At 67.6% G+C, this 11,644-nt stretch carries 10 protein-coding genes and 1 other RNA gene; 6 read left to right on the top strand and 5 right to left on the bottom strand.

Annotation, left to right across the window (positions count from 1 at the left end; translation table 11 throughout):
• Positions 1-203: hypothetical protein (locus tag VM681_05645; GenBank protein ID HVL87472.1), on the top strand; the 203-nt coding region annotated here is incomplete at its 5' end.
• Between the two features lie 471 nt (positions 204-674).
• On the top strand, positions 675-2,177 hold the full coding sequence (locus tag VM681_05640; GenBank protein ID HVL87471.1) for an HD domain-containing protein: 1,503 nt from the start codon (positions 675-677) through the stop codon (positions 2,175-2,177).
• A gap of 479 nt (positions 2,178-2,656) precedes the next feature.
• Here VM681_05640 and VM681_05635 read toward each other — a convergent pair whose 3' ends face one another.
• The 3 genes from VM681_05635 to VM681_05625 all read right to left on the bottom strand — a co-directional run bounded on the left by VM681_05635 (position 2,657) and on the right by VM681_05625 (position 5,896).
• A complete protein-coding gene (locus VM681_05635; GenBank protein HVL87470.1) occupies positions 2,657-4,063 on the bottom strand; it encodes a helix-turn-helix domain-containing protein in 1,407 nt (468 codons plus the stop codon).
• 105 nt (positions 4,064-4,168) lie between these two features.
• The gene (locus VM681_05630; protein HVL87469.1) at positions 4,169-4,933 is read right to left on the bottom strand and encodes a hypothetical protein; all 765 of its coding nucleotides are present in this window, start codon (positions 4,931-4,933) and stop codon (positions 4,169-4,171) included.
• A 66-nt stretch (positions 4,934-4,999) separates the two neighbouring features.
• A complete protein-coding gene (locus tag VM681_05625) occupies positions 5,000-5,896 on the bottom strand; it encodes an SDR family oxidoreductase (GenBank protein HVL87468.1) in 897 nt (298 codons plus the stop codon).
• Positions 5,897-5,954: 58 nt separating this feature from the next.
• Here VM681_05625 and rnpB point away from each other — a divergent pair.
• Positions 5,955-6,332: RNase P RNA component (gene rnpB / locus VM681_05620), an RNA gene on the top strand.
• Positions 6,333-6,339: 7 nt separating this feature from the next.
• Here the strand turns inward: rnpB and VM681_05615 are convergent.
• Together VM681_05615 and VM681_05610 are read right to left on the bottom strand one after the other, a co-directional pair.
• Positions 6,340-9,135 (bottom strand): DEAD/DEAH box helicase, encoded by a 2,796-nt coding sequence (locus tag VM681_05615; GenBank protein HVL87467.1) that lies wholly within the window; start codon positions 9,133-9,135, stop codon positions 6,340-6,342.
• Positions 9,136-9,183: 48 nt separating this feature from the next.
• Entirely contained in the window at positions 9,184-9,516 is a 333-nt protein-coding gene (locus VM681_05610) for a hypothetical protein (GenBank protein HVL87466.1), read from the bottom strand.
• Positions 9,517-9,626: 110 nt separating this feature from the next.
• Between VM681_05610 and VM681_05605 the strand changes: the two genes are divergently transcribed.
• From VM681_05605 to VM681_05595, 3 genes are all read left to right on the top strand, one after another.
• Positions 9,627-9,866 carry a PRC-barrel domain-containing protein gene (locus VM681_05605; GenBank protein ID HVL87465.1) on the top strand — a complete coding sequence of 80 codons (240 nt, stop codon included), beginning with the start codon at positions 9,627-9,629 and terminating at the stop codon, positions 9,864-9,866.
• A gap of 99 nt (positions 9,867-9,965) precedes the next feature.
• On the top strand, positions 9,966-10,748 hold the full coding sequence (locus VM681_05600) for a transporter substrate-binding domain-containing protein (protein ID HVL87464.1): 783 nt from the start codon (positions 9,966-9,968) through the stop codon (positions 10,746-10,748).
• A gap of 7 nt (positions 10,749-10,755) precedes the next feature.
• Positions 10,756-11,644, top strand: an 889-nt coding sequence (locus tag VM681_05595) for a PKD domain-containing protein (protein ID HVL87463.1), incomplete at its 3' end; no start/stop codon positions are given.

Here is an 11,644-nt window from a genome sequence, read left to right as displayed (position 1 = left end):
CCCTACAGGTGTCCCGGCCCAGCAGTTTCTCGGCCTCGGAGAACGGCTTCTTTCCGCGTTTCAAGAATCCCGAAATAGTGACGGAAATAAATAAAACTTTACGAGCGCAAAATATTTCTGAATTTAAAGCATCTCGCTTGTGTGAACCAAGCTGCGGGGCCGAGTGGAAAGGAGGGGGCGTCGGTTCGCCCCACCCCGCGTGATGCTGATTACCTAGGAAGGACCCGGTGAAACCATGACCTACCCCATATCCCCTGCCGACCCGCGGGTCGGGTATCTTGACTTCCTCACGCTAGTTTACGCTTACCTGCCCCACAATAAGACATACACGCCAGATGCCATCCGTTGGGCCCGTGCGATCGTCCGAATAAAGGAGCAATTCGGCCATGCCAACCCTGAACTTTTCCGCGGGATCCGATTCATCGAACACCCGAATAATGGCCCGTATTCTCCCGAAGTTAGCGAGTTCTTGACTTTTCTACAGTACGGCAGCTTGGTTGAAGTGCTAAACCCTGGGTTTACCCGGCTTCGAATCCATCGAGAGGCGCAATCTCAGCTCAAGCAGCAACTCGAGAGAACAGTTCCAGAACAGCAGCGGCTTTTGGCGCGCCAAATTGCCGAAGCGGTTGTCTCTGACACAACTCACGGAATCGTTGCTTAAAGGCGGAAAAATCGTGGAGACGACTGTCGCACAACTGCAAAGCTCGATGGAAGAATGGGTGCGAAAGAAGTTCGCCGCGCTGCCTACTCACCAGTCTCATCGATCAAAGGTCATTCGCGATCCAGTCCACCACTTCATTCCGCTAGAACCGCACGAAGTGGATATCGTGGATTCCCCCCTGCTTCAAAGACTCCGATACATTCACCAAACGGGGTTGGCCTTCCTTGTTTATCCGGGTGCTAATCACTCTCGGCTTGAACATAGCCTCGGCGTCCTGGCCGTCGCCCAACGAATGCTCCATGCCCTTGAAACGGTTCGCCGTGAAAAGGTAACGGAAGAGGTCCGTGTTCATGTCCGTCTAGCCGCGCTACTCCACGATACCGGGCATGTGGCGTTCTCGCACCTCGGTGAAGACCTTTTGGAGGAATTAGCACCGGACCTCTTGGCCGACGCCGAAGACGCGCGGGTTCACGGAAAGAGTGGCCGCCTTTCTGGAATAAGAGTCGGGGAAGCAGTTGCGTATGTCATCGTTACATCGGAGGCATTCAAAGATTGGTTCTTGAATACGGTCGCGCGGGAACATGGGCATACTCGCGGTGGTTTTGCTCTACGCAACGTAGACTTTCACTTGTTAGGTCGCATGATCATTGGCCGCCCCGACCGAAGCGACGAAAGATGGCCAATCGACATCATTAATGGTTCATTCGATTCGGACAAGCTAGATTACATCATAAGAGACTGCCACTATACCGGAGTTCGGGCGGAAATCGATACGAGCCGCCTTGTCCATTCCCTTGATATTGTTGATGGAACAGAGTGGAACGGCTCTCTCGCCGTAAAGGTCGGCTCGGTAAACTATCTCGAACAGATTCTCTTGGCGAAACTTACGCTCTATACCGCGATCTACCACCATCATAAGGTAAGAACATTGGAAGCCATGTTTCGCTCAATATATGAACGTGCACCTGACGACAGTCCGATAATCCCTCACGGAATAAGCGAAGCGCTCGACATAAGCGAGGCCCACCTACTTGCCCAAGCAAGTTCCAATGAGGCTTTGGGCAGGATCTGGAATCGCAATCTACTAAAAAGATGCTTGCAGATCGAAAAGACTACCGTGACGCCCGAAAGCAGGCCAAAAATCCCATTACTGGCGGGTAGCGTTCGCCAACGCCAAAAGCAACTGAGGGCAAAAATTTTTGAACGGCTCCCGTCTCATAACCAGACACATCTTTCCGATTTATGGGTGGATTTTCCTAAGCCGCCTGATGTTGATGAAGAGGCTCACGCGTGCCCGGTCATTCTTTCAGCCGGAACTGTCAGCCCGCTTAGCGATTTGATGCCTGCGGACAACTGGGTGCGGAGTTACGTGGCCAATAAACTCAAAGGGCATGTTTTCTATGATGCTGACATTGCTAACCGACGTGCCGCTGGCGAGGCGGCACAATCCGTTTTCGGAGAGACCTTCGGTGTTGAGTGCGTATCTGCAGCCCGGACCCTTCCGCTGAAGGAATAGCCCCCCAACCGTCAACGACCTTAGAACGACTGCCCACCGGATACAAGATTCCGGAACGCGCATGTTCGCGCAAGTGCACATGGGCTCGGGGGCGAAACGACAATCGCACTCCGCCGCGCGGCGGCGACCCCCGAGCAACGGTCGGCCTCCCTCTCCCCGGCGAGGCCTCCACGAGCGCCAGCAACCTGACAAGCGCGTCCGCGCAAGCGCGCGAAGGCGCCCGAACGCGGCGACGAAAGGGTGGCGACTAAGCAACCGAAGCTGTTCGACTTCGCCTGAGCTCACGATGCGGCGTTGAAGGGTCGCCCAAATCCCCGTCCCCGTACAGAATCTTCGGAAAAGGCATACGTTCCCCCTCGCGCACCCTGGCGTTGCCCCGATTCTCTCCCGAGGGGGCACACGGCAACGGAACCGAGGTCGGACCGCTCCCTGCACACCCGACCAAACCCGGCCTCGGTCTCCCTTTTCCCCTTTTCTTCTCACGCCGGCCGGAGGCGGACCTCGCCTGTTGCGGACTCGATCGTCACCACGCCTGCGGCCGCCAAGGCGTCGACGTGATGCCGCACCGACGACCGCGGCAGGCCAAGCGCGCGCGCAAGGTGCGCCGGGCGCACGCCAGGCTCGCTGCGGATGGCCTCGAGGATGCGCCGCTTCTGGGGCGAGCCCGCAAGCAGCACCGCGACGCCCGAGGGCCGTGGCGCCCCGGTCGCGCGATGGAAGCGCCGCCGGCCGCCGACCTGCACCGCGACGACGAAGCCCACCCGCGCGAGCGCCGCGAGATGGTGCGCCGCCGTCGTGTAGTGCAAGCCGCGCGCGCGTGCGACGCAGGCCGCCGTGGCGCCCGGGTTGGTCTCGAGGAACGCGAGAATGCTCGCGCGCGCGGGCGAATCGTCGCTCCGCGACAGGCGGCGGTACAAGAGCCAGAAGGGAAGGGCAAGCGCAGCCAGCGCAAGCGCGACGGCGGCGGCCGGCGAGGGCGTGGTCGCCGTCGCGGGCTTCGACGCCGTGCCCGCGTGGCCGACCGAGCGTGGCGCGACGGATTGCGCAAGCCCGCCTTGGTTCGCGAACGTAAGTTCGCCCGGGACAAGCTGCGACGCTTGCTCGTCCTTGGCGAGCCACGCGTCCGCGGCGGCGAGCGCCCCGCCCGACGACGACGCCTTTTCCGGCTCTTCGCCGACATCCGCCTCCGCGCTTGCGCCGCCGAGCGAAACCTCCGCCTCGACGGTGGGGACGTGCGCGCGCTGCTCGGGAAGCGCGAAGTCCAGGCGGAGCTCGGAGAAAGCCGCGGGCGCGGAGGCGTCGGCATCCAACGCCACCTCATGCTCGATCGCCGGGGCGTTCCACTGGTGCCGCAGGTCGAGGAAGATCGAGCCGACGAGCGAGTCCGCAACGCGCAGCGTCGACCCGACGGGTCCGCGAAGCAGGCCGAAGACCGCATGCGGACTTAGGGAAGGCATCTCGTGGCCGTTGTTTGGATCCGACTGCCCAGGCGGCCGCGGCCCTTGCTTGGGGATCAGCGGGCGGATCGTCTGCTCCGCGGATTCCGACCGCTCCTGCCAGGCTTGGGCCGCCTCGGCGCCGGGCCGGGCTTCCGCGCGCAGGTGGACCTCGACCGCAGACGGGGCGCTTGGCGAGAGGCGCGCGCCGGCCGACGGCGGGCGCACGGCAAGCGTGCCGTCGCGCGACTCCGCGGCGGCGCGCGTGTCCCAACGCGCCTGCGCGCCTGCCGGAGAGCCGATCGATCCGGACTCGCCGGCGGGACTCTCGAGGAAGAACTCGGGCGCGCCCACGGACACGCGCGTGGGTCGCTCGCCCTTGGCCGCCTCGGAGGCCTCGGCGGCGGCGCACGCGGGCGCAACCGCTGCAAGCAGCGCGACGCACGCCAAGCCAACGGCGGCACGGTACGGCATGGTCGACGGTTTCGGCGAGAAACCCTATTAGCGACTTCTTGCGCAAGCGATGCGCGGGTTGGACGCCGGTCAAGGCGCGTTCTAGGCGGGCCGGCGCCCGTTGCGTCCGGTGGGAAGGCGCGGGAATCCCTCGGCGCCCAGCACAACGACGACGCCGGCGAGGCCGACGGCGACGGCGACGCCCGCCGCGACGCGGTCGAGATCGCCGCCGTCCCACACGCGGATCACCTTGCCGATCACCCACGACGGGTGGACGAGGCCACTGATGGCGGGGCGCGTCGCCGACGAAGTGCTCCCCGCGGGGCTCTGGTCGAAGTAGGGCGAGGCGTCGCCCTTGGTCACCCAGCCGCTCGTTTGACCCAACGGATAGCGCCAGGAACCGTCGGATGCGCGCACGACAAGCGGAAGCTCGAGCGTCAGCCGGTCATAGCCGCTTGCGCCGCGCGCTCCCACGCCCGGCACGACGAGGCGATCGACGTCGGCGAGCCCGGCCTCGGGCACGTCGAAGAGGCCGGTCCGCGGGTCGAACTCGACCCAGGCGATCGCGCGATGCTGGACGGGCAGGCCCCGCCCGGACCGGTCTCCGTTGGCCCAAAAGACGAGGACGTCTCCGAAGTCGCCGGCGACGCGGTTCCCGCTGTCGCGCGCGGCCAGGAAGGGCACGACTTCCCCCGGTCGCCGGACGGGCGCCAACTGCGAGAGGTCTCCGTTGTCCACGACGCCGCGCTGCGGCGAGTCGCCGTGCGTCATGCTCGTGCCGACGGCCACGGTCGACCCGGACCGGATCCACGCCTTCGTCCCGTCGTGGGCGGCGACGGCCACGATGAGGATCAGGAGCACGGCCATGGCTCTCCGGACAAGCTCGGACGTTGCGCGCATCCCGAGCCACGAGGCGCGGGCGGCAAGAGCAACCTACCGCCAAGGACGTTCGTCGGTGGCACGTCGCTCCCCTTCGAGCGCGAAAGCGGAGCGATGCGTCGAGAGCCCCGTCCATTCCTCGCTTTGCTCCCAAAGCCTCCGCTGCGCCTCCTCGTCGCGGGACCGTCGCGAAGACGGGAACGCACGCCGGCGATAGAAGTACTGGCCCGTCACGGCGTCGAGCTTGGGCGCGCTGGCCGCCCAGAGGACCGTCCTTGCGCCCTGCTCGGGCGAGAGGAGGAACGGCCGCGCCAGGCGGAGCAGCGCGCCCACACGACCGCTTGGCCCCCGGGCGAAGTTCGTGGCCACGGTCCCCGGATGCACCGCGTTTGCGGTCACGCCCTCGTCTTCCCACCGGCGCGCGAGCTCGTAGGTGAACAGCACGTTGGCAAGCTTCGACTGCGCGTAGGCCCGCCACGGCCCGTAGTTCCGTGCGAGGTTGAGGTCGTCCCAATGGATGCGGCCGAAGAAGTGGGCATGCGAGGCCACGTTCACGACGCGCGAGGGCGCCGCGGCGACAAGCGCGCCGCGCAGGAGGTTTGTCAGGAGGAAGTAGGCGAGGTGGTTGAGCGCGAAGGTCCGCTCGAACCCGTCCTCCGTCAGCATGCGCCGCCCGTGCATGGCGCCGGCGTTGTTGACAAGGACGTGCACTCGGTCGTTGCGATCCAGGATGTCGGCGGCCAACCGACGGACGTCCTTCTGCCGGGAAAGGTCGGCGACGAGGCATTCGCCCGTTCCCCCCGCTCGCAAAACGTCGGCAAGCGCGCGCTCGCCGCGCTCGCGGTCGCGCGCGACCAGCAGGACTCGCGCGCCTTGGCGGCCAAGCTCGACGGCCGTCGCGCGCCCGATGCCCGAGCTCGCCCCCGTGACGACGACCGTCTTGCCGAGCACGCGGCCGCATTCCCATGCAAATGCTTAAGTCTCCGGGCGCTTGGTGCGACCGTGGGCCCGAAGCCGGAGGGCGGCCAACGGTTGCTCCGCACCCGCGGAGTCCCAACTGAGGAAGCTCCCCTCTCCGGCGGGAAGGGATCCGGCGCAAGCCGGGCGGGCGAGAGCCCGCGCGGAGGAGCAGAAACGACAGAGCGCGGCGGAAGGGCAGCTCACGGCTGCCACGTTCGTCGATCGAACGGGGGATGAAAAGGCCCGCCTTGGACGCCCCGCCGCGAGCTCGTGAAACGTGCCATCCGCCCCGGAGCAAGGCGACCGGTGGGAGGACACCCGCCTCCGTGCCGCAAGGCGCACCACCCGTAGCCGCTTAGGCGAATGCCGCCTGCCCGCGAACGGTGACGTTCGTGGGGAAACAAAAAGGGGGCTACTCCCGGCGGCGGGCCCACCTATCCTTTCGCGCCGTCCGCGGCGAGCTTGCGCGCCAGCCGCGCGTGGAGGTCGCGAAGCGCCGCGCGCCGCTCCTCGAACAAGCTCGCGTCGGCGCCGGCGGCCGCCGCAAGATGGAAGGCAAAGGGCGAGGGCAGGTCGCGGTTGCGAAGGACGACGACCTCCACCTCGCGAGCCGCGACGCGCTCGAGAAAGGCCTGCGCCCGCGGAAGATCCATCGCCTCTTCCAGCACCTCGCGCCACAGCTCCTTCATGGCGGGGAAGTTCGACCCGAGCCCCCGCACGACCTTGTACAGGGAAGCCGCCTGCCGCTGCGCGCGCCCCGGCGGACCGCCCCGCCCGAGGTAGTTCCGGAGGACAAGCAGCATGCGCCCGGCCACGTGCCGGAACCGGCGCTGCACGATCTCGCTTCCCTCCAAGCCGGCCACGAGCTCGCCGCGCAGCGAGTGCGGGTCGAGGATGTCCTCGATCACGTGGTCGCCAAGCGTCCCGCGCTCGGCGCGGCGGAAGACGCGGCGCGGGTAGGCGAGGAGGAATCCGTTGTCGCTCACGGTAAGCGAGCAGGTGTGCCCCGTGTACTTGGCCACCACGCGCCCGGCGGCGCGGGCGAGCGCGTCGTTGGCGCGGCGGCCGATCACGCAGTGGAACACGTAGACGACGCGTCCTAGCCCGCTTCCGGACTCGTCGATGCACTCTTCGACGACGAGCCTTCGGTCGGAGGGCACCTTCGCGACGGCGCGCTGCTCGACGAAGTAGCGCACGACCTCGCGCGCGGCCTCGGGATCGAGCCGATGGTCGGCGGCAAGCCACGCCGCCACCTGCGAGGGGTCGTCCCGGTCCAGCCGCTCGTCCAGCTTCCGCCGGAAGGCGCCGACGGCATCGGCAAGCTCCCGGGACAGCGGCATCTGCTCCGAGTGCCAGGCGGGGATCGTCGGCGAGGCCCCCGGGCGCGGCTCCACGAGCACCTTGCCCGTCGTGGCGGACCGGTAGGCCCAGGTCGAGCCCGAGAGCGCGAACACGTCGCCGGGCTTGAGCTGCTCGGCGAACTCGCCCTCGAGCCGGCCGACGAAGCGACCCCCCAGCGTCACCACGGCCGCGGCCGCCTCGTCGGGGATCACGCCCGTGTTCGTGTAGTAGATGGGCCGGCTCATGCGCCCGCGGCGACCGAAGGCGCCCGCCTCCTCGTCGAACCACAGCTTGCCGTACACGCGCTTCTCGGCGAGCTCCTCGCGCGCGCCCGCGAGGTAGCGCAGGACCTCGCGGAGATCCTCCTCGGAAAGGTCGCGGTACGGGTCGGCCCCGCGCACGAGCGCGTGGGCCTCCGCGAGATCCCAGCGTCGGTCGAGGCTCATGCCCAGAACATGCTGCGCCAGCACGTCCAGCGGCGTTCGGGGAATCCGAACGGTGTCGAGCGCCCGCTCGCGCGCAAGCCGCGCAAGGACGGTGCATTCCACGAGGTCGTCGCGGTCGAGGACGAGGATGCGCCCCACGCTTGCGTCCTTGAGCCGATGGCCGGCGCGGCCCACGCGCTGAAGCGCGCGCGAGACGCCCTTCGGGCTTCCCAGCAGCACGACGAGGTCGACCGCGCCTACGTCGATGCCCAGCTCCAAGCTCGAGGACGTGACCACGCACCGAAGCTCGCCCCTCTTGAGACGCTCCTCCACGCCAAGGCGCTCCTCACGGGAGAGCGAGCCGTGGTGCGCCCCCACCGCTTCCGCGTAGCGGGCGCCGAACCGGCGCTTGAGCTCCTGCACGACGCGCTCGGTGCCTCCGCGCGTGTTCGTGAAGACGATGGTCGTGCGCCGCTCCTGGACGAGCCGGTCGAGCGCGCGGTAGAGGGCGGCGGAGGCTTCCTCGGGCGGCGCGTTCACGAGATCGGCCGACGGGCACAGCACGGCGACGTCGATCTCCTTCTCGACCCGCGTGTCCACGACAAGGCAGTCCCGCGGGCGCCCGTCCGGTCTTCGTCCGACGAGGAACGCGGCGACGTCGGGGAGCGGGGCGACGGTCGCGGAGAGCCCGATCCGAACGGGGCGGAACGCGCTGACGCGGGCCGCCGGGCGGGGGCCGTTTGTCGCCGCACCGCTCCGGCTGCGGTCCATCCGTCGCACAACGGAACGGCGCGCTCGGCCGGCACGCCCGCTTGCCGCGGAGGCGGGGGGGCGCGGATCGTGGGCCCGCTCGACCCGCTCGCAGAGCCGCTCGAGGCTCAGGGCAAGGTGAGCGCCGCGCTTGTTGTCGGCAAGCGCGTGGATCTCGTCCACGACGATCCAACGGACCCGCTCGAGGGCGCGTCCGAGCTTGGGCGCGGCCAGGAGGATGGCAAGCGTCTCGGGCGTCGTGATGAGGATGTGCGGAGGCTTGCGCGCCTGCTGGGCGCGCTCTCGCGGGGACGTGTCGCCGGTCCGCACGCCCACGCGGATCTTCGGAAGACCCGTGGACTCCGCGGAGGCGTAGATCTCGGCAAGCGGCTCCTCGAGGTTGCGCCGAATGTCGTTGCCCAACGCCTTGAGCGGGCTCACGTACAGGACGTAGACGCGATCCTCGAGGCGACCTCGCTTGGCCAGAAGGAAAAGCTCGTTGACGGCCGCAAGGAACGCCGAGAACGTCTTGCCGCTTCCCGTGGGGCTCGAGATGAGCACGTTGCGGCGGGCGTGGAGCTCCGCGACGGCGTAGCGCTGCGGGGGCGTGAAGGCGCCAAAGCGCCCGCGGAACCACGACGCGACCTCGGGCGCGAGGAGCTCGAAGACCTCCTCGTCCGTCCGCTCGCGTGTGGCGTATTCGATTCCCGGCATGGGGCGGACCTTGGCCAAGGAGCGCCCCGACGCATAAGCGTTCGCCCTTCAGGCGACGTCGGGGCCGGCCGCGCGCTCCCGCTCGGGCGCTTGGAGTTCGCCGGCGATCTCGCGGCAAAGGCGGGCGAGATCGTCGAGGCGTTGCGCGGAGGCGGCATGTCCGCGCCCGGCGCGGATCTGGTCCCGCACCCCCTCGATCGCAAGGGCGCAGCCTTCCAGCACGAGCACGAGGCCGCGGAAGTCGGTCCGCTCCCGCGGCCGCTGGCTTGGGAGGTTCATGTGGGCCTGGGGGCCAGACGGCCCCACGGGGTGCCGCGGCGCAGGTTCGGTCGGCATCTCTCCGCTGTCCGGCTGGACTGGAACGTGATCTTCGGCGGGCATGAGGGCACATCGCCCGTGCGGCAAGCTAGGGCTTTCTGGGACAACCTCGGTGAATCAAAAGAAAAGAATAGAAATAGAATGGCGCCCGATCCTGCGCGCAAGGGATGCACATGAGGATTCTCGCGTCCGAGGTCAAGGGAAAGACCGTCATGTCCGACGAGGGCATGATGATCGGCCGCCTCCGCAACGTCGTCGTCGAGGACAAGACGGGCGAGCTTACGCAGGTGCTCGTCGAGCCAAGCGACGACGTGGATCCGCGCCTGTTCAAGCGCGACGACCGCGGGTACCTCGTCTTCCCGTTCGACGCGGTGAAGAGCGTCCGCGACGTCATCGTCATCTCGACCCAGTAGCGGGTTCCAGGCGGCCCACGCCAAAAGGGCTTGCCCACTTGTCCAAGAGGCGTTGTCACTTGTTCATCGGTCGGCATCCCGGATAGACCCCGGGATACGATGGCAGATCGCACGCCGCGTTGGGTCGGGGTACTCGCAGTCGGGCTTGTCTTTTCCGGATGTCTTGGAACGCCAGGCAACGGACCGGGCGACGGTCCAACGGAGCTTCTGATTGGCACCGAAGCCGCCTACCCGCCCTTCGAAGACCAGGACGAGCAAGGCAACATCTTCGGCTTCGACCCCGACGTCATCCGGGAGATCGCCAACCGCACCCGGTACACGGTGCGTCTCCAGCACATGGAGTTCACTGCCATCATCCCCTCCATCCAGAACGGCCAGCTGCACGGCGGCATCAGCGCGTTCACCATCACGGCCGAGCGCCGGCAGCAGGTCGATTTCACGGTCCCCTACTACGAGAACGAGCTTCTCGTCGCCACCCTCTCCGAGAACGACGACGTCGCCGAAGAGGACGACCTCGCCCGCGTCATGCAAGACGGGGAGCGCATCTGCACGCAGACGGGCACGACGTCCGAGCAGTGGCTGCGCGACAATGCCGGCGCCACCGACGCCACGCTGCTCCTCCTGCCGACCTTCCCGCCGTGCGCCGACGCGTTGCAGCGGGGCGACGCCGTGGCCATGATGATCGACCGCGCCGCCGTGCGGTTCCTCATCGAGCAGTCGGGAGGCCGGCTCAAGCAGGCCTTCACGATCTCGGTCGACGAGAGCTTCGGGATCGCGGTTTCGAAGAACCTGCCGGCGGTGCTGCAGGCGTTCAACCAGGCCTTGACGGACATGCGCAACGACGGGACGCTCACGCGGCTCTCCGACCGCTGGCAGGTGTAGGCACCCGATGGGTGGGCACGCCCGGGCCTCCCGGGCGCTCCTTGCGCTTCTGGCCCTGCCGTGGTTTCTGGCCCTGGCGCCCGCGCAGGCGGCCGACGAGCCGCGCGCGTTCTTCACCGTGCAGCCCGCCGTGGGCCGCACCGGGGCGGCCTTCCTGGCCGACGCGAGCCTGTCCTCGCCGTCGCCTGGCGAGCGCATCGAATCGTATCATTGGCGGTGGGCCAACGGGAGCTTCGAGCCGGGCAACGCGACGTCCTCGCACGTCTTCCGCCAGGCCGGCGTGTTCGAGGTCGCGCTGCGCATCCGCGACACGGCGGGGCGCGAGAGCCTCGCCCTGCAGACCGTGTACGTGGAAGGCGCGCGGCCGCTCGCCTACTTCACGGCGAGGACCGAAGAACGCGACGGTGCCACCGTCGTGACCGTCGACGCGACCTTCAGCCAGCCCTCCGCAGGCGCGCGCCGGATCGTGCAGTACGAATGGCGATGGGGCGACGACCCCGAAGCGGACTTCCGGCCCGGCAACATCACGGAGGAGCACGCCTACACGGAAGCCGGCACGTACACGATCGAACTTCGCGTGACCGACGACGAGGGACGCTCCTCCACGATGGAGCACCCCGTCATCGTCGGCGGCACGTTCTTCGGACGGCTCGCGCGCGTGTGGGGCATCCGCGAGGCGTTCCTGCAGGGCGCGCTCGTCACGCTCGAGCTCACGGCGATCTCCGTGGCCGGCGGATTCGCGCTCGCCGTGTTTCTGGCGCTGGGACGCGCCAGCCGGTCGCGCGCCCTCTCTGCGCTTGCGACCGGCTACATCGAGGTCATCCGGGGTACGCGGCGGTGTTGGCAAGGAGCGCCACGGCGCCGGCCCAGAAGATCGGCAGCCGGATGCCCACGAC

It is taken from the genome of Candidatus Thermoplasmatota archaeon (assembly GCA_035541015.1).
Taxonomy (GTDB): domain Archaea; phylum Thermoplasmatota; class SW-10-69-26; order JACQPN01; family JAIVGT01; genus DATLFM01.
This window is presented reverse-complemented; position numbering and strand designations above follow the sequence as displayed.

Coding starts and splice junctions, on each gene's coding strand:
- VM681_05630 (HVL87469.1), bottom strand. CDS start 4,933: ATGGCCGTGCTCCTGATCCTCATCGTGGCCGTCGCCGCCCACGACGGG.
- VM681_05615 (HVL87467.1), bottom strand. CDS start 9,135: ATGCCGGGAATCGAATACGCCACACGCGAGCGGACGGACGAGGAGGTC.
- VM681_05610 (HVL87466.1), bottom strand. CDS start 9,516: ATGCCCGCCGAAGATCACGTTCCAGTCCAGCCGGACAGCGGAGAGATG.
- VM681_05605 (HVL87465.1), top strand. CDS start 9,627: ATGAGGATTCTCGCGTCCGAGGTCAAGGGAAAGACCGTCATGTCCGAC.
- VM681_05600 (HVL87464.1), top strand. CDS start 9,966: ATGGCAGATCGCACGCCGCGTTGGGTCGGGGTACTCGCAGTCGGGCTT.